The 17,688-nt window shown below is 69.2% G+C and carries 13 protein-coding genes; 3 read left to right on the top strand and 10 right to left on the bottom strand.

Annotated features, from left to right (window positions below; translation table 11 throughout):
* The first annotated feature begins 266 nt into the window (after positions 1-266).
* The 3 genes from ACFY12_RS32085 to ACFY12_RS32095 all read left to right on the top strand — a co-directional run bounded on the left by ACFY12_RS32085 (position 267) and on the right by ACFY12_RS32095 (position 2,974).
* Positions 267-689, top strand: coding sequence for a hypothetical protein (locus ACFY12_RS32085; RefSeq protein WP_390719471.1), 423 nt, complete (start codon positions 267-269; stop codon positions 687-689).
* 443 nt (positions 690-1,132) lie between these two features.
* Positions 1,133-1,501 (top strand): hypothetical protein, encoded by a 369-nt coding sequence (locus tag ACFY12_RS32090; RefSeq protein WP_390719472.1) that lies wholly within the window; start codon positions 1,133-1,135, stop codon positions 1,499-1,501.
* A gap of 375 nt (positions 1,502-1,876) precedes the next feature.
* Positions 1,877-2,974, top strand: coding sequence for an alpha/beta hydrolase (locus ACFY12_RS32095; RefSeq protein WP_390719473.1), 1,098 nt, complete (start codon positions 1,877-1,879; stop codon positions 2,972-2,974).
* Between the two features lie 74 nt (positions 2,975-3,048).
* Here the strand turns inward: ACFY12_RS32095 and ACFY12_RS32100 are convergent, their stop codons facing one another.
* The 10 genes from ACFY12_RS32100 to ACFY12_RS32145 form a co-directional block, all read right to left on the bottom strand.
* On the bottom strand, positions 3,049-6,726 hold the full coding sequence (locus tag ACFY12_RS32100) for a hypothetical protein (protein WP_390719474.1): 3,678 nt from the start codon (positions 6,724-6,726) through the stop codon (positions 3,049-3,051).
* Between the two features lie 7 nt (positions 6,727-6,733).
* The gene (locus tag ACFY12_RS32105; RefSeq protein ID WP_390719475.1) at positions 6,734-8,497 is read right to left on the bottom strand and encodes a hypothetical protein; all 1,764 of its coding nucleotides are present in this window, start codon (positions 8,495-8,497) and stop codon (positions 6,734-6,736) included.
* A 56-nt stretch (positions 8,498-8,553) separates the two neighbouring features.
* Positions 8,554-9,582 carry a polyprenyl synthetase family protein gene (locus tag ACFY12_RS32110; RefSeq protein WP_390719476.1) on the bottom strand — a complete coding sequence of 343 codons (1,029 nt, stop codon included), beginning with the start codon at positions 9,580-9,582 and terminating at the stop codon, positions 8,554-8,556.
* 3 nt (positions 9,583-9,585) lie between these two features.
* A complete protein-coding gene (locus ACFY12_RS32115; protein ID WP_390719477.1) occupies positions 9,586-11,007 on the bottom strand; it encodes a hypothetical protein in 1,422 nt (473 codons plus the stop codon).
* A 52-nt stretch (positions 11,008-11,059) separates the two neighbouring features.
* Positions 11,060-11,431, bottom strand: coding sequence for a hypothetical protein (locus ACFY12_RS32120; RefSeq protein ID WP_390719478.1), 372 nt, complete (start codon positions 11,429-11,431; stop codon positions 11,060-11,062).
* A 43-nt stretch (positions 11,432-11,474) separates the two neighbouring features.
* Positions 11,475-12,413, bottom strand: a complete 939-nt coding sequence (locus ACFY12_RS32125) for a hypothetical protein (RefSeq protein WP_390719479.1) — start codon at positions 12,411-12,413, stop codon at positions 11,475-11,477.
* Between the two features lie 245 nt (positions 12,414-12,658).
* Positions 12,659-13,954 (bottom strand): hypothetical protein, encoded by a 1,296-nt coding sequence (locus ACFY12_RS32130; RefSeq protein WP_390719480.1) that lies wholly within the window; start codon positions 13,952-13,954, stop codon positions 12,659-12,661.
* A 497-nt stretch (positions 13,955-14,451) separates the two neighbouring features.
* A complete protein-coding gene (locus ACFY12_RS32135) occupies positions 14,452-15,129 on the bottom strand; it encodes a rhomboid-like protein (protein WP_390719481.1) in 678 nt (225 codons plus the stop codon).
* Between the two features lie 242 nt (positions 15,130-15,371).
* On the bottom strand, positions 15,372-16,955 hold the full coding sequence (locus tag ACFY12_RS32140) for a sensor histidine kinase (protein ID WP_390719482.1): 1,584 nt from the start codon (positions 16,953-16,955) through the stop codon (positions 15,372-15,374).
* Positions 16,952-17,653: a response regulator transcription factor gene (locus ACFY12_RS32145; protein ID WP_390719483.1), complete on the bottom strand. Its 702-nt coding sequence runs from the start codon at positions 17,651-17,653 to the stop codon at positions 16,952-16,954. Before ACFY12_RS32145 ends, ACFY12_RS32140 begins: the two co-directional genes overlap by 4 nt.
* Positions 17,654-17,688 lie beyond the last annotated feature (35 nt).

Consider the following 17,688-nt stretch of genomic DNA (forward strand, 5'->3'; position numbering starts at 1 on the left):
CGCAGGCGCAACAGCAAGTACAGGCGCAACAGCAAGTACACGTTCACCACCGGAAGGCACCCGAGTACACCCAGGCGTACAGCATTTCCACTACGAGATGATCAAGGAGAACGGCCTTGACGAGTCCAACGCGGGCTAAATGCAACAGTGTTACGCAGAAGGGACGTGATCCGGGCGGGCCGCCGTCCGTGGACGAGAATGGCCTACCATCCCGGTGGATGCGGCTGCCGGGACGTCGGCAAGCGCACGGAGAGCCGGGGGGCTTCATGGATGCTGAATTGGTGAACCTGGCACGTACGGCCGGGACAACCATCATCGGTGCGATGGCCACGGATGCCTGGACTCGCACCCGAGACATCGTCGTCGCGGCGTGGCGCCGGGTGCATCCGGACCGCGCCGAGGCAGTGGGCACCGACCTCGACGTCAGCCGTGACGAACTGCTCGCAGCGCGTGCGAACGGCGACGAGCTGTCCGAATCGGAATTGCTCGCGGAATGGCAGAGTCGCGTGCGTCGGCTCCTCGTCGAGAATCCCGGCATTGCCGCGGCTCTGCGGCAGCTCCTGGACGATGAAGGTGCCGCCCCCGCACGGCACGGAGCGGATGTCGGAGAGGTTCGCATGACGGCGCGGGCGAGCGACAGCGCCCGCGTGTATCAGGCGGGCCGAGACCAGCACATCACCGAAAGGTGAGTTCGCGACGGGACGGACCGTCGGACGGCGGCTCCGGCTCCGGTCCGCAGAGCGAAGGCCATGCATCGGGGCAAGGGAGGGTCTACCAGTCCGCGGGAAATCAACAGATCACTGAGCACCATCATCACTACCCGGTCGGCCACGGGGGGCCACCGCCGGCTGCTCAGGGGAGCGGGCCGCGGTCCTGGCGACGAATGGTCCGCATCGCAGTCGTATGCGTTCTCGCCCTCGCGGTTGGCCTTTCCCTCACGGTTTGGTTGATCAGGATCGGCTCGCCCGGTGACGACGAGGACACACCGGACAATCGGTCACAGGGCCAACTGCCCCCATCCGTCCGTACCACCGACAGCACGGCCCCGCCAAAGTCCCCTCGTACGCAGTCCCCGCTCCCGTCCACACTGTCCCCGAGTCCTCCGGCGGCCAGGCCTCAGTGGTCCGGTGACATGAAACTGACCTTCGTCAACCTGGACACGGTTCCGCCGACGGTCCTGGGCAGCAATTCGGGTGCCAGCTTCTGGATCAACTTCGACCCCACACGCGAGGGCGCGGAAGCCAAGATCTACGGCCTGAACGGCGGATTCTTCACGACGAAGCCCACGGTCGCACTCTGGGAGGACACCCGTAAGCCCACGCAACAGCGGTGTGCGGACCTCATCGCCCAGCAGGGGTCGGAAACTCTTCCGGTTGCCGAGGGCGGCCGCTTCTGCGTCAGGTCGGCGAAGGGCCGAGTCGCCATGGTCGCCGTCGGCGCATACAGCAGGACCCGTGAGGCGTACATGGGCAAGGTCACCGTGTGGCCGCCCACTCCCTAAGAACCATCCGTCGGGTCAGGCAGTAGGCGGTGCGTGCCGTGACTGATCCACCACAGAGGGTGGCCGGAATTCCGCCGCCCCGCATCTTGTCTCCACCACCGTCCGACGCCGGTGGGGAGGGACGGCGAGGAGGCCTGGGGAACTGCTCGGTCCCGACACAGACGCAGAGCTGTTCCTGCAGGTCAAGAGGCCCCCGACGGCCTTTCCGGAGTGGGCCGCCATTGCTGCGACCCTGGCGGGAGACAGCGAGACCTTGGTAACAAAGGTGGACTCACGGAGTGATCCCGGAACCTTGTCCTGGGATTACTCATCTGCAAGTAAGGAACCGACCATCTTCGCCCCTCGGGGCAGCCAGCACCAGCCGGAGCAACCGCGATGACCAACCCAGCCACCGGGGTCTACCAGTCCCGGGGCCGCCACCGTGCCTCCCGCGCCCGGCGATGGCTCTTCGCAGTGGCATCCATAGCCGCGCTCGGGCTGATCGCCTGGCCGGTGATGAGCTACTTCGAGATCCCGCCGTTCACCGACAAGGGCGATCCGGTCAGCTACGGCCAGGCCAATGGCGCAAACGGGGGCAAGCCCGCGGACTCCAGGACCCTGATGCCCACAGGTCCGCAGGCGTCGTTCAAGAACGCCGGGACCATGAGCGACGGCTCGACGATCAGTGTCGTCACGCTGGACGGCAAGAAATCCGGTTTCAAGGGCAAAGTGTGGGTCTGGGCACCCAAGGAGTACACCGACGACCCGAAGTTCGCCTCCAGCGGCTTCCCCGTCCTGATAGCCCTGCCGGGCGGCCCCGGCAACGACAGCAACTACTGGATAGGCCAGTTCGGCAAGGACAAGCTCTCGCTGCAGGAGAGCATCTCCCGGTGGTACCACGAGGGCGCGAGCAAGCCGTTTCTCCTGGCCATGCCGATCCTCAACCCCGGCCCGGACGACAAGGGCATCTACTGGGACGGCAGTGACATACCCGGCCAGCCGAAGATGGGCACCTGGCTGACCGAAGACGTCCCGGACCTGATGAAGGCCAACTTCCGCACCCTCAAGTCCCGTGACGGCTGGGGCTACATGGGATCCTCCACCGGAGGCTTCGCGAGCCTGAAGTCCGTGCTGAAGCACCCGGACAAGTTCAAGGCCGCCGTCGCCAACGGCCCGGACATCGTCCCCGACTCCCCTCTGTGGCGCGGCCACCAGAAGCAGATGCGCGAGAACAACCCCGAGGTGCTGGCCAAGCAGCTGCAGGCCCATAAGGGGCCGGATGTCTATGTCGCCTTCCAGGTCGGTTCGAAGGAGAACTCCGCGACCCTGGCCGGCGTCAAGAAGTTCATGGCCACCTACGGCAAGGGCCCACTCCACACCAAGTACTGGGAGATCCCGGGCGGCAAGCACAACGCCGCCACGTACCTCTCGAACATGCGCGAGCCGCTGAAGTGGATCAGCGAACAGATGGAGGGTCCGACACCGTCGGGCTGACCTGCGCACCCTGCCCGCCCGGCACGGGCTCGTGCCGGGCGGGCAGGGTGCGGTGGGCGAGGACGCAGGGCGCGTCAGGTGAGCTCCGCCGCGGTCGTCGTGGCGCAGTCCTTGAGGGCGTCCCAGATGCCTTCGCCCAGGGACTTGAAGAGCTCCTCCGGGTGGTGCTGGAGCCAGGAGGTGATGTCGTCCCACTTGCCGATCGTGAACCGCTGGTCGAGGTGGAAGTCGACCAGGTGCACGTCGAGCAGGGACGCGTCGCAGCTCGCCGTCAGGTGCAGGATGGCGCCAGTACCGTCGACGGTGAGGTCGAAGCCGCCTTCCGCGTGGATGCCCACCAGGTTTCCGGCGGGGACCGGGATGCCGCCGAGCACCACGCCCCGGGGAATGGTGACGTCGAAGTCCAGCTTGACGTGGGCCGAGGCCTTCAGTCCGGTGCGGTTGAGGGTGCAGCTCATGTCCGCGTGCAGGATGTCCGGCAGGTCCACGGCGGTCGTGAAGGCGAAGCCCGCGTCGCCGAGTTCGGCCTCGATCGAGACCGACAGGCCGAGGAGGTCGAGCTTCCCGGAGAGGGAGAAGATCTTCGCCGGGAGGTGCCCGCTCCGGATGCCCCGGGTGTCGAGCAGGTACTGGGGGCCCTTGGCGCCGCTCGCGTCCGAGAAGGTGAGGACGTCGGCGAGCTTCAGCGGCTGGGCGACGTTGCTGTACGCGTAGAGGCCGTCGTCGCTGACGTTGACCTCGAAGCGCCAGTTGTTGCCGAAGAAGTCGATGTCTCCCTTGGCGTAGAAGCCCTGCTTCCACTCCTCGTGGGTCACGGGGTTGGTCCAGCCGCCGGGAGCGGTGACCACGCATATCGCCAGCTTGTGGAGCACGATCTGCTTCAGGAAGGCGAGCCACTCCGGCGGGTTGACGAGGACGGCGAGCATGTCCCAGATCGAGATGCCGGTGTCCTGGTGGACGGCCTCCAGGTCGAAGCGGAAGGCGGTGACGTACGGCTCCGGATCGAACCCGCCCTCGATGTCGAGCTTCAGGGCGGCGTCGCCGATGACCACCGAACCGCCCCCGCCCAGGGTGAGCCCGGTTTTCGCCCCGTAGCCGATCTGCAGGTAGAAGTACTGGACGTCGAAGCCCTCGACGCCGAAGGCGTTCTTCCACGTGGGGAGGTCATCGGATGAAGGCGGCTCGGTGAGACCGGCGAGGTGGATCGCGGTGCTGCGCACCAGGCTGTATGTGGTCTCGCTCGCCTCGTGCGGCGTCGCGTCGTGGATGAGGCGGCCGTCGGTCCCGGGGACGGGGTCCGCCGTGAGCAGCGTGGGCCCGGGGGCCCGGAGCGCGTAGGCCAGTTGGTGCGGCGCAGGTCGTCCGGCGGCTTCTGCCGCACCGGAACCGGCGGGCTTGAGCGCCAGAAAGAGGTGGAACTCCGTGCCCTTGAGGGCCCCGCCGGCCACGAACTGCAGCAGGGTCGGAGAAGCGGAACCGACAGCCGGAACGGTGAAGTTCCAAGAGGTCTGGAGCGACACCTCCCACTGTGCCGGGCGGAACGTGAGAGTCAGGCCGCCGAAGCCCTCGCGGGTCTTCTGCTCCGCTATGGACGCGGTGAACTCGGACTCCTGGACCGGCGTGGTGAGCCGTGCCGTCAGGTGGATGCCGCCGGTGTCCTGGAACAGCTCCTTCAAGGGCGCCAGCGGGCCCGTCAACCCCAACTCGGTGAAGAACGTGAGGCCCTTGTTCAGCGTGGCGGGCAGGGTGTCGGGCGGGTTGGCTCCGGCATCGACGGTCACCCCGTCGGCGGAGCTGACGGCGAGCCCGGACTTGGCGAAGGTGATGCCGTCGAGGAAACCGAGCACCGGGGCCCAGTCCGACACCTTCCCCGGCGACCAGACCCAGTCCTGCTGCCAGAACGCGGCGGCGAACAGGGTGCCGCCCTCCGCCTTCTTGGCCGCCTTGCCGAAGAACGTCAGCTGCGCCGCGTCGAACGTCGCGGTGGTGCTGACCGTCAGCTCGTAGCTCTTGCCCGCGGCCGGCTGTCCCGCCAGTGCGTTCCCCAGCCGTACGGCCACGACGGGCCGGCGGAGGGAGACCTGCGGCAGGCCGGTGGGCAGTGGTACGTCGGCCTGGCAGGCGAGGGACTTCAGGAGCCCGGTCAGGTCGAGGTCGGGGAAGGTCCCGTCGAGCTTGAAGGCGCCGGGAATGGTCCACGCGGCGGAGAACTTCACGACTGAGTCGTCGCCGTTGCCGCCCGAGGCCGGACCGAGCTCGGCCTTGGCCGACAGGGTGCCGGTGGTTCCCGGACCGCTGTCCACCTGCTGCTGTACTACGCCGGCGGGGGCACCCTCGCCGCCCTCGCGCGACAGCTCCAGCCCCGCCTCGGTGAGCGCGATGCGGGCGGCGCCGACGTCGATGTGCCACTCGGAGGAGACGGACGCGTCGACTTCGTACGCGCCCTTCTTGGGTGTCGCGGTGCCGGAGAACTTCTTGAGCGTGAGCGCAGGCACGCCGGTGAGGTCGGCGTGCGGCAGGAAGTGCTGGAGCACGTCCCGCAGCTCGGCCGGCGTGCTCTCGTCAAGGGTGAGCCGGAAGGTGCCGGGCGGTATCTCCGCGGTGGCGTGGAGGCCGACGTTGCCGGCGACCGTGAAGTCACCGCGGCCGGTGACCTTCGCCGAACGGGAGGCCTGGAGCGGGTTCTTGACGGTCAGGGTGGCGCCGACGCCGGTCAGGGCGAGGTCGTCGCCCACGATCGGCCATGTCGTGCCCGGCGTGGTCTCGACGGTGGCGGTGACTTGGGTCAGGGCTGCTGCCAATCCGCCCTTGCCGAACGCTGAGGGATCGATGGTGGCGGTGATCCCGGTGAGGCGGACGGAGTCGCCGAGCGTGAAACCCTGCTGGTCGACGAGCTGGTGGACCGCGGCGCCGGTGCCGTTCCACGCGGCGAGGTCGTGGGGGGACAGCTTCTCGGGGAGTCGGTCGGCGCTGAGGGTGAGCGCACCGCCGCCGGAGGAGAGCGGTGCGCTGATCGTCGCCCCGCCCACCTGCCCGAGGACCAGGTCCGCGGCCAGCCGCAGGCCGTACGTGACCGAGGAGCCGTTCGCCCCGTCGTCACGCGAGCCGGCCCACAGAGAGAAGGACGCCGAGAAGTCCCCGTCCGGCCGGGGCGACGAGCGCAGCGCGATGTCGGTACGGACGTCGCCGTGCGGGCCCTTGGCGGGGCGGCGTACGACCGGTCCGCTCAGCGACAGGTCTCCAGGTCGGGGCCGGAGCAGCGTGGCGAGGCCGCCGAGCTGCTCCGGGTCGTTCACCTGGGAGGCGTGGCAGGTCAGGCCGGGGTCCAGCGCCGGGTACCCGTCGCGCGCGGGCCGGGCCGCCGAGGTGAGCAGGAGCGCGGGCGGTACGGGGAAGGTGAGGGCGGCCAGGTCGCTGCCGTCGGTGGCGGGGAAGGAGGTGGCGAAGGTCCAGTCGGCGGGGACGACGAGCGGGAGGTAGAGGGTGGGGTCGTGGTCGAGGGGGTCGAGGCCGAACTCGATCCCGTGGACCGGCAGTTCGGTGAGGCCGAGGCCGGTGAGGGTGAGCGTGCCGTGCACGACCACGCTGTCGTCGTGGTCCTCGCGCCGCAGGTCGCTGACGGTCAGCGTGCCGTCGAGCCAGGTGCCGATGAGCGCGGCCGCGGGACCGGTGCCGAGGTCGGCGGCGGGGAGCGTGAGGGTGGTGCCCTGCGTGTGCTGGGTGATGAGGGCCTTGAGTTCGTCGATCGTCATGGGGAGGTCAGCCTTCGAGCTTGGTACGGATGACCGTGCGGGCGTTGTCGGTGAGCTCCTTGGCGATGTCGGCCCGGTGGGTGTCGGCCGTGCTCTGCACGCCGTCGATGATCTTCTGCTTGACCTCGTCCTTGTTCAGTACCTGCTGGATGATCTGCTGGAAGGGGCTGGGCTCCTTGAGTTCGATCGTGACCTGGAGGTCCTTCGTGTGGATGGCGAGGGTGAGCGCGTCCAGGCCGATGGTGAGCTCGTCGGCGTCGCGGCCGCTGAAGGACAGACCGGCGGTCGCCGAGGGCTGGTCGATGGTGACGGTGATGTCGCCCTCGATCGTGTCGTCGTCGCTCGCCGCGGCGCGTTCCGGGGCCGCCGCGGCCGCGGCCGCGGCGTCGGGGAAGGACACGACGCCGGTGCCCGTGATGGTGAGCGGAGGCGCGGGAACCCTGGCGTCGCCCGGGAGTTGACCGAACCTCAGGGTGACCCCGATGCCCCCGTCCGTCAGGGTGGCGTCCTTGACGGGGATCAGGACGTTGGAGATGCCCTTGATCGAGCCCCCCTTGAAACTGAGGTCGGCAGTCGCGACGCCGATCTTGTACGAGCCGAGGTCGATGTCCCCGAGGCCGTACGGCTCCAGCGTGGGGTCGGTCGCCCCGAGCACGACGGTCGGGGGGTAGAAGCCGGAGCCGGTGTCGTTGACCGAGGCCCGCAGCCGGTCGAAGAGGTAGACCTCCAGCGGCCCGTACTTCGGCGGGAAGCCGCTGTCGTCCGAGGGCAGGCTGCCCGGCGATACCGCGCCGAGCACCCCGTCCAGCGCCTTGACCAGCTGGGCGGTGACCGTCGAGGAGAACTGGTCGCGGAAGGAGGGGTCGGCGAGGGTGTCGACGAGCTTCGCGGTGAGGGCCTGGCGGGCGTCGGGGGCGTTGAAGGCGTCGGCCGCCGCTTGCTTCCAGATGTCGAGGGTGGCCTCGTCGACCGTGCTGCCCTCGATGGTCAGGGACTTCTCGTCGAGGTGGAATGTCGGCTGCGACGCGACGGTGATCGACTCGACGGTGAGCCGCGGAGTGCGGTCCGCTCCCGTGCCCGTGGACTCCACACACAGCACGACGTCGAAGGCGAGGTCCTGGGCCGACACGGCGAACTGCCCATGGCCTTCGATCTTCTGGCGCGGCCATTCCACCCCCTCCTCCTCCAGCCCGTGGACCACGACCGTCGTCGGCGGCTTCAGGTCGTCGCCTCCGCTGCCGTCCCCGGGATCGTCGATCACCACCACGTGCTGCACCAGGCTGTACGAGCCCTTGACGGTGATCTGCTTCTGCCAGCCGTGCGTGTCGTACGCCGCGGTGGTGACCCGGATCGTGCCGCGGTAGCCGTTCTCGGTGGGCGTGAGGTTCTGCAACTCCCCGACCGAGGCGTTCGGCAGCCCGTCGACCGTGACGGAGGTCAGGGTCAGCGAAGGGTAGGGGTGGTCGGCGTCGCGCTGGCTGGTGAAGGGATCGAGGTTGTCCGGAAGGCCGGGCACGCCGCGGTCCTTCGCATCGTCGAAGGCGGCGCCCACGAAGATCCACCACGCGGAAGCGATGGTGTCCCCGATCGTCTTGCCCTCGGCACCGTCGAGCTCCCCGATGTCCCACGTGTCGACGTTCAGCGGATTCAGCGTGCGGCCGTCGGGCGTGCGGACGTCCTTGAGGACGGTGGGCAGCCAGTACGGGCTGTCCGGGTCGTTGACGCGCTTGTACATGGTGGCGTAGATGAAGTTGATCAGCTCGGTGGCCACAGGGCTCTCCTCCGGGTTCTCGGGGTGGTCGGTCGGGGCGGGCTGCCGGCCGCCGGTCAGGCCCCGCGGTCCACGACGTGCAGGGCCAGGTCCTCCAGCGCGTAGCGGTACCGTCCGGCCGGGAACGGACGCAGCAGCTCGACGGCCTCCAGCGCCTGGGCGCGGGCATCGGTGTACGCGCGCGAGAAGCCGCGGCCGCCGCGGACCTCGGCGAGCGTCCTCTCCAGCGCCTCGGCGCCGGTGGGCTCGCCACGCATGATGCGGCTGACCGCGTGCGTGGGACCCCACTCCTGCATGGCGTAGATCAGCGGCAGGGAGGCGCGGCGGCGCAGCAGGTCCATGCCGCGCGGCTTGCCGGAGCCTGCCTCGTCCTGGGCGAGGTCGAACAGGTCGTCCATGACCTGCAGGGCACGGCCCAGCCGGCGACCGTAGAACCCGGCCCGGCGGGCGTCGCCGCTGTGCCCGTCGGCCAGCGTCACCCCGGCCTCGGCCGCGAGCCCGAACAGGGCGGCGGTCTTGCGGTCGGCGGTGCTCCAGTACGTCGTGGCCAGGAGTTCCGGGTCCTGGGCGAGGTCGGTGCGCAGTTCGTCGAGTTCGCCGCAGCCGATCTGGAAGGCGGTGTCGAGGACGAGCTCGATCAGGCCCATGTCGCGGTCCCGGTCGATGGCCCGCACGAAGCCGCGGATGGCCTGGACGAACTGCAGGTCGCCGACGAGTACGGCGGTCTCGGTGCCGCGTGCGGCGTTGACCGACGGCAGGCCGCGGCGCAGCGCGGCGCCGTCCACGATGTCGTCGTGGATCAGCGTCGCCACGTGCAGCATCTCCAGCGAGACGGCGCCCTGGAGCACCTTGTCCGGGAGCGGCGCGGAGCCGTGCACCATGCGGGCGGCCAGCAGCAGGACGGCCGGGCGCAGCCGCTTGCCGTGCCGGTACAGGGCCCGTTCGTCGTCGGTGAGGTACTCCTGCTGTGGGGCCAGCGCCTGCTCGAGGAACGACTCGAAGCGCGGCACGTCGTCGGCGAGCAGGTTCGTCCACACCCCGCCGAGGACGTCCTCGGCGGGGGCGGTGGTGTCGAGGATGAGCACGGGTCAGGACCGCCCGTCCTGCGGGTGGGCGTAGCCGGCGATGCCGGTGAAGGCGGCGTGGCGGACGGTCTCGGCGACGGCGTCCCGCAGCAGCGTGTGCACGAACCGCATGGCCGCGAGGCGTTCGCGGGCCACGTCGGCGGCCGTTCCCCGCCACTCCTCGTCGTCGATGCTCAGCGCGAGGTCGGGCAGTTCCACTGTCACGTCCGCCGGTGCGCCGTCCGGCGTGAGACGGGTGGTGATGCGGACGTCCGCCAGGCGTGCCGTGCACGCGCCCGTGTGCAAGGTGTCGGTCGCCTGCGGCCCCTGCATCGCCTCGTCGTGGTAGGCGGCGGCGCCGAACTCCTGGATGAGGGTGCGTTCCTCGTCGGACAGTGCGATCCAGTCCTCCGGCTCCGCCAGCCGGTCCGCTGGGAGCGCCTGTACTTCCCCGTCGGTGAACGCGGCGAGTCCGTTGTAGCGGGCCATTTCCGCTGGGGAGACCGCCGGCATGTCCCCGGAGTGCTGGTCGATGGCCGTGTAGACGTTGTCCTGCGTCATGGGAGTGGTCTGCGAGCCGTCGTTGCCGGTGTCCTGGACCGTTTTGGAGAAGCTCTCGGCGGCCTTGGCCGCATCCTGGAGACGCTGGGCCTTGTCGGGATCCTTCCGTTGGATCCGGGCGGCCTCGGTGGTGAGCGCGGTCTGCATCGTGGTCCGCTGCTGCCACGCGTGCGCGTTGTACGTGACCTGCTCCTGTGGATCCTCCCAGTCGTTGACCGGCTGCTCGTCCCCGCCGGACGGCCGGGCACCGGTGACCTGGTCCGGATCGGTGGTGCCGTAGGTGTGCTCCGACATGCGCTGGGTGATGCCCTTTTCGGCCCACTTCTTGCGGAGGTTGGAGGACACCGAGGAGCTGCCGTTGAAGATGTCGTAGTAGCTCTCGTTGTGCGTGCCGTAGTGGATGAGGACTTGACGGCCGTTCTCGGTCTTCATCAGCTTGGTGCGGTGGGCGTCGGCGCGGTCGGTCCACCGGCGGACGGTCTCTTCGTCCGGGTGGCTGGGTGCGACGGCGCGGGCCCCGGCCGGCAGGGTGGGCCGCCGTGCCTCTTCGGAGAGCGGGCTCAGGTTCCCGGCGGTGTCGATCTCCCGGATCTCGTCGGGCCCGGCGTCGAGGGCGTAGCGGCCGGTGAGGACGAGGGCCGGGATGCGGTGGACGGTGCGGCGGGTGCCGCCGCGCGTCTCCTCGGTGAGTACCTCCGGCTGCCCCTCGGCGCGTATCCGGAGCGCACCGAGGCGGAAGCTCAGCGAGCCGGTGGGGTAGTCGAGGGTGCCGGGCATCTCCACACTGCGGGCGAGTGGGTAGCCGGGCGTGTCGGCGAGGACGAGCGCCTCGGGCTCGGGGCCGGGCCGGGCGTCGTCGGACTGCGGGGGCTGGGGCGTGCTCAACGGGTCTCCTGAAGTGGTCGGCGGGACATGAGAGGCGTGGTGCGGTGACGGTTCAGGAGACGACGAACGTGCCGCTGACCATGAGCATCCCGCCGTGGGAGCCCAGTTCCGGGGACGTCAGCTTCACGGACACGGTCTGGCCGTTGATGGTGATGTCGGTGCCCAGCGGCTTGTCGAGCGGGATGTCGACGGTCTTCTTGCCTTCGAGCGCCTTCTTCAGGACGCCCGGGGCCAGGGCGGCCAGGGCATTGGCGGGCCCGGCGACCAGCTTGGCGGCATCGGACCGGGGATTGAGGGTGACGGAGTTCAGGACGATCTTCTCCAGCGTCACGGACAGGGCCGCGTCCGTCAGGCCGTTGGCCTTGAAGGTGACGTTGGGTTCCTGTGGGTCGAGGGTGACATCGAAGTCGATCAGCGCGTCCATGGTGCGGACCTCCTGGAGTGAGGGAACGACGAGGAAGAGGGGATCAGGACTCCTGGGAGGCCTTGGCCAGCGCGCACCCCTTGCCGGGGGCGACGGGGAACAGGTCCACGCCGACCGACCACGGGATGTCGAAGTTGGCCGAGATGGTGGTCGGGTCGTTCTCGTCGACCTGCACGCTGTCGGCCTTGCGGAACTTCGCTTTCCACCAGACCGAGGCGACTCCGGTCACGGTCTTGTCGTCGTCGGCCAGCTGCTTGTCGCGCCACTGGTCCAGTGCTCCCTGGATGAGGCGGGCCAGCAGGTCCCGGCCGACGAGGAGGAAGACCTGCTTGTCCGACGGCCAGTCGGTGGCCGTACCGGCGGAGGCACCGGCGTCGGACGTCCGGCCGGTTCCCGCGGTCGCGGTGAGGACCAGGTGGGTCCCGGTGACGTCCAACAGGACAGGGGTGAGAGTCACTTGCTGTCCGAAGAGGTCCTGGACGGGGATCTTCACTCCGTTCACCAGGTTCTTCGCCTGGTCGAGGACGTTCGGCACGATGACCTTCTCGACCATGACCCTGGTGTACTTGTCCGGGATCTTGGACAGCCACACACCGAGCGGGACGACGGTGAGGGTGCCTCCGTCGACCTTGGCCTGGACGGCGACCTTGACCTCGCTGACCCCCTGGGGGAGGGCATCGCCGGCGATGGTGCCGCCCACTTGTAACTTCGGTGCGTGGATCTGCAGGACGCCCGAGTCGGGGAGGTCGGTGATCCCTTGTGCCTTGATCATCTCGGCCCAGAGACCGGCGTCCGGCTTCTCCAGTACGAGCTGGGGCGGCTCCAGGAAGTCCCAGGAGAAGGTATAGGCGATGGAATCGATGGTCTCGGGGCCGTAGCTGCCCTGGAACACCGCGCGGTGCTGACTGTGCAGGGATGTGAGTGCGGAGTTGAGTGCGTCGGCGTGGATTCCGAGTGCGAGATCATATGGCGTTTCGGTCACGGTAGCCGATTTAAAGGGCTGTCCGGAGGGCGAGGCAATCGATTCCCGGCCATTGCCTGAGGCTGGTTTCCGCAGCGAATGAACAATCAGTTCCGATATTTTCCGTGCACCCTCAATTCCCTCACGCATATGGGCAGCGCAAAGCCGCGCGGGTGGCACTGCGGCGGAAATTGCCGGAATTCATCCGGGGCCGGGCCCGTCGGCGGGAAGGAGGCCCGGGCCCGGCACCTGGACCCCGAAGGCCCCTACCGCTTGGTGACCGTCACGTCCCCCTGGAGCGCGAGCGCGTCACCGAAGCGTGCCAGGGTCAGACCCGTCGGCGTCGCTTCGAGGTGGACGGGATCCACGTCGATGGGGATGGCCGGGAAGTCACCCACCGGGAACTCGACGCCGCGCAGCGCGCTCCCGACGATGCCGCCGAACGTCGACGACAGGGCGTCGACGACCCACGAGACGATCATGCTCACGATGTCGCCGCGGGTGGGTACGAGCTTCAAGCCGAAGGAACTCACCTCGACAGCCGTGGCCTTGAGCGTCGTCCCCGACATGGCCAGGGTGAGCGTGACCGTCGGATCGGGCTCCAGGGAGAGGTCGAAGAACGCGTCCGTCGACGTGCCCCAGATCCAGTTGATGCCGGCGCTTCCACTGCCGGAGACGGCGGTGTGGACGCGTACGGTCGGCACGTCGTCCCACACGACCTCGCACCGCACGTCATGGATGGTGACATCGGCCTTGTAGTACGCGCTGCTGCCCAGGAAATCCTTGCTGTCGCCGGCGTGGAACGGCTTGCCCTCCAGGTAGGCGGTCGCCACCTGCGCGACGCGTTCGACCGCGGCCCGCCCGAGGAGGGCGAAGAACGGGCTCTGCGGCCAGCTGTCGGGGAACGGGGGCCGCGGCGTGCCGTGTTCGGCCAGGTTGAGGGCGGCCACCGCCTGCCGCGGCTGGATGACGGGGACCGGCGTCGACAGCGCCAGGCCCGGGATCTGCGGTGCGGGCAGCGTGATGCCCGACAGGACCTTCCGCGACTGGTCGAGGACGTTGGGGAGCACCACCTTGTCCAGGAAGACCTTGTCGACCTTGCTCGGCGCGTCGGCGGTGGCCCGGAGGGGGTTGAGGCCGAACATGCCGGTGCCGGACGTCGCGGCCTGGACGTCGACGGTGACCGCGATGTCCTCCTCGACGGGGTTCCCGTCCCCCGAGTCGACCTTGATGTGGACCCGGTTGAGCCGCACCAGGAAGGTGCTCCCGTCCAGCGCGTCGCGCAGGGCGGTGACGTGCTCGGCGAGCTCGCCCTCGGCTATCCGGCCCGCGGCCGGCCCTTCGGTGAGGTGCGCGCGTATGGCGGCCTCGGAGAGCGAGGGGGGCGGGGTGAGGTCGAAGACCGGGGCCTCCTCGACGTCCCAGGAGACGGTGAACGTGGCGCCTTCCACGTCGCAGGGCTGCGATCCGGTGAAGTACTGCGGGTAGAGCTGGTCGTAGACCTCCTTGGACGTCGCGTTCACGACGTCGACATTCGCCCCCACCACGAGGTCACAATTCATGCGTGCTCCTTTTGCAGTTCTTTACCAGCGGTCGGATCAACCCACACCAAAGAGCCCGAACAAAGCATCGAAAAAGCGAACCCGGGCACGACGATATGACGCGGGCGACGGCACCGATAATGGTGGCGTGCCTGCGGCACATTCAAGACCGCACGAGAATTTCCGACACGCCCCGATGCGCTGTTACTTCGGGTTACATCTGGTCGGCGCGTGATGTCCTCCGCTTTCCGCACGGTCCACGGTCCGCGCCGGGCCGCAGTGTTTGGCGCGATCCGAAGCAGACGGCCGGATGACGCACCCAGCGTGCGTCCTGTTCCTGTTCCTGTTCCGGTTCCTGCATCCGCACAAGGAACCACCGTCGTGCGCTCTCCGGACGGGCACGGAGTGCGGCCGGCTGGACCGCGTAAGGTGGACACCGGCAGGACGCCAGCAGGACGCCGATGTGCCGCTCGGCCAGGAACTGCTCGCGTCGTCACGGTCATTGGCATGGTGTCACCTCATGGTTGAGGGCCGGCGGCGCTTGGCGCGTGCGAGGGTGGCGTGGACTTGGCGGGTGCCAGTGGGTTGGGGCGCTGCTGCTGCGAGCGGCGCTGTGCGGCGGAGCGCAACCAGGGGGTGTGGGCGCCGAGTACGCCCAGGCCCAGGGCTACGACGTGGCCCGCGTCAGCGAGTTCCTGGTTGATGGCCCACGCGACCGTGAGCAGGACGGCAAGGGCGGGCAGCCCGTAGCGGCGAACTCGCCGTCCGCCGAGGGCCAGCAGACAGGAGGCAGTAGCCACGAGCCCGTAACTGATCCCGACGTCACGGGCCCTGGACAGGGCGCCCGGCAGGTGGGCCAGCTTCATCAGCCACATGGCGCCCTCGGTGAGGAGCGTCGCCACGACGTGCCCGACGAGGAAGATCCCAAACCCGCGCAGCGTCCCCCAGCGCCACTCCGCCAGCCCGAGCACGGCGGCCACCGCACCTATTCCGAGCAGGACGGGAACGCCGTCCACAACCAGCGCGCTGGTGAAAAGCGTCCACCACTTGCCCACTTCAAGGTGGTGCACATTGCTGCTGTTGTGGCGGATGAAGCGGGCCTGCTCCCGCACCGGCTGCGAGACCATCCATCCAGCGGTGACCAGGAGCAGACCCACATACACAGTCGTAGCGGGCAAACGCCGCAGCCATCTCATCGCCGACACGGTAGCCCACCCCCACCTCTGCACTACATAAACCTCCAGGCACTGTCGGATTCGCGGGCCCCCTGACCAGCGCCTTCGTCGCCTTCATCAACGCGTTTCCGGCCTCCGCCGTCGGGGCGACGTTACTGCCCCCAGAGGTAGTCGACCTGCGAGGCGACCCTGGTCCTGACCGGATTGTCCCTCCCCTCCCCTCCCCTCCCCTCCCCTCCCCTCCCCTCCCCTCCCCTCACGGGTCATGGGTCGGTGTCCGGTGGGGCAGGGAGGGTCAGCGTGAAGGTGGTGCCGGGCTGGGGGTGGTCGGAGTGGGCGGTGAGGGTTCCGTGGTGGCGCTCGGCGATATCGCGGGCGATGGCCAGCCCCAGGCCGCTGCCGCCTCTGTCGCGGTCGCGGGCCTCGTCGAGGCGGGTGAAGCGCTCGAAGATGTGCTCGTACTCCTCCGGGGCCAGGGGCGTGCCGTCGTTGTGGATGCTCACGGTATGTGTGTGACCGTCGTCGGTGACGTTCACGGTGACGGCGGTGCGTGCGTGCCGTACGGCGTTGTCGAGGAGGTTGCGCAGCAGCCGGTGCAGCTGTGTGCCGTCGCCGCGGACGGGGGCTTGGTCAGGGCTGCTGCGCAGCGAGACGGGGTGACCGCGGTGCCGGTATTCGTGGACGAGTTCCGTGGCGAGGCCGGCCAGGTCGATCAGGGAGTGGACGGCGGGGTGATCGGGGCGAGCCAGCAGGAGCAGGTCTTCGGTGAGGGTCTGGATGCGCTGCGTGGCAGTGAGGGCGTCGTGGAGTGTCTGGTGGGGGTCGATGGTGTCGGGGTGGGCGAGAGCGGTTTCGAGTTCGTAGCGCAGGGCGGCGACGGGGGAGCGTAGTTCGTGCGAAGCGTCCGCGACGAAGCGGCGTTGGCGTTCTACGGCGGTCTCCAGCCGGTCCAGGGTCGTGTTGGTGGTCAGTGCCAGGCGGCGGACGGGGTCGCGGGCGTCGGGGACGGGGACGCGGCGGTCGAGGCTGGTGTCGGTGATCTCGGCGACCTCCTGCCTGATGGCCTCGACCGGGCGCAGGGAGCGGCGTGCGGTGGCCCAGGCGAGGGCGGCGACCAGCAGTGCGGCGAGGGGGACGCCTGTGGTGAGCGGGGTACGCAGGGGGGCGGTGGCCTCCTCGGCGACGTAGGGGGGTGCGAAGACGTAGAGGGTGGAGCGGCACGATCCGTCGGTTTCGGTGGGCCGGTGGCATGCGTGTGCAGGGGTGTGCACGGCGGTGGCGAAGACGGTGATGGTGCGGTGGGCGAGAGTGTGCGCCTGCCGGTGGGCGAGGAGAGCCTTCTGCTCGGCGGTGGTGAAGCTGGTGGGGGGCGGCTTCAGTGTCCCGTCGGGACGGTGGAAGCGGTCGTGCTCGCGTTCGTCGACCGCGCCGACGTGGACCGTGCCCCGTTGCGGGGCACCGGTTGCGCGGCGGGGAGGCGGGGCGGGGGGTGGGGGGAGCAGCGCCTTGAGGTCGGCGAGGCCCAGGGCGGCGCCTGTGGCGATGACGGTGCGGCCTTTCCGGTCGACTTCGATGAGGGGCCAGTTGAACAGAGAATCGCTGAGGGTTTCTTTGCCGGCGGCGGCCTGGGCGGCGAGCTGAAGGGACAGCTCGTATGCCCGCTCCTGCGTCCGCTGGTCGGCGTACGTGCGGACGTGCTGGAAGAGCCACCATGCGCCGCTGCCGAACAGCACGAGGGCGGCGGTCCCCGATACGAGTGCGATGCGCACCTGGCCGGGCAGGACCCGGAGCAGGAGCGGTGTGCGGTGTGCGGGACGCTGCTGCGCGGTCATGACGGTTGTTCTCATGGCGTGAGGCGGTAGCCGTACCCGCGGACGGTTTCGATGCTGTGGGTGTGGAAGGGGGCGTCGACCTTCTTGCGCAGTGCGGAGATGTAGACCTCCACGATGGCGGTGCCCCCGGTGTAGGCCGGGTCCCAGACTTCGTCGAGGATCGCCTCCTTCGACACCGGGCGATCCGGTGTGTGCAGCAGGCAGGTGAGGATGGCGAACTCCTTGGGTGTCAGGGCGAACTCGGTGGCGCCCCGGCCCGCGCGGCGGGAGGTCGGGTCCGCCCACAAGTCACCGGCGCGCAGGACCGATTGGCCGGTCGTGGCGGTGGCGCCCCGGCGCAGCAGGGCCCGCAGCCGCGCGAGCAGGACCACCGAGGCGAACGGCTTGACCAGGTAGTCGTCGGCGCCGGTGTCCAGGCCCTCCGCCTCGTCGTACTCGCCGTCCTTCGCGGTCAGCATCAGCACGGGCGTGCCCACGCCCGCGGCACGCAGGGCGGAGCAGATCCGGTAGCCGTTCAGACCGGGGAGCATGATGTCCAGCACGATGACCGCGTGCTCACCGGCCAGGGCGCGCTCCAGCCCGGTGGCGCCGTCGCGTACGAGTTCGACGCGGTAGCCCTCTGCTGTCAACCCGCGCTGCAGGGCGGGCCCGAGCTGCGGATCGTCCTCAACGACCAGGATGTCTTCCACATGGTCAAGGCTTTCATGCCGCATGCCTTTTTCCCTGAAGGTGATCTTTAGGTTCTTTA

The organism is Streptomyces sp. NPDC001339 (assembly GCF_042895955.1).
GTDB lineage: Bacteria > Actinomycetota > Actinomycetes > Streptomycetales > Streptomycetaceae > Streptomyces.

Bases quoted from the DNA above. Each gene is read 5' to 3' on its own strand.
- ACFY12_RS32140 (WP_390719482.1), bottom strand. From the start codon at position 16,955: ATGAGAACAACCGTCATGACCGCGCAGCAGCGTCCCGCACACCGCACA.
- ACFY12_RS32085 (WP_390719471.1), top strand. From the start codon at position 267: ATGGATGCTGAATTGGTGAACCTGGCACGTACGGCCGGGACAACCATC.
- ACFY12_RS32090 (WP_390719472.1), top strand. From the start codon at position 1,133: ATGAAACTGACCTTCGTCAACCTGGACACGGTTCCGCCGACGGTCCTG.
- ACFY12_RS32095 (WP_390719473.1), top strand. From the start codon at position 1,877: ATGACCAACCCAGCCACCGGGGTCTACCAGTCCCGGGGCCGCCACCGT.
- ACFY12_RS32145 (WP_390719483.1), bottom strand. From the start codon at position 17,653: ATGCGGCATGAAAGCCTTGACCATGTGGAAGACATCCTGGTCGTTGAG.
- ACFY12_RS32100 (WP_390719474.1), bottom strand. From the start codon at position 6,726: ATGACGATCGACGAACTCAAGGCCCTCATCACCCAGCACACGCAGGGC.
- ACFY12_RS32135 (WP_390719481.1), bottom strand. From the start codon at position 15,129: ATGAGATGGCTGCGGCGTTTGCCCGCTACGACTGTGTATGTGGGTCTG.
- ACFY12_RS32120 (WP_390719478.1), bottom strand. From the start codon at position 11,431: ATGGACGCGCTGATCGACTTCGATGTCACCCTCGACCCACAGGAACCC.
- ACFY12_RS32130 (WP_390719480.1), bottom strand. From the start codon at position 13,954: ATGAATTGTGACCTCGTGGTGGGGGCGAATGTCGACGTCGTGAACGCG.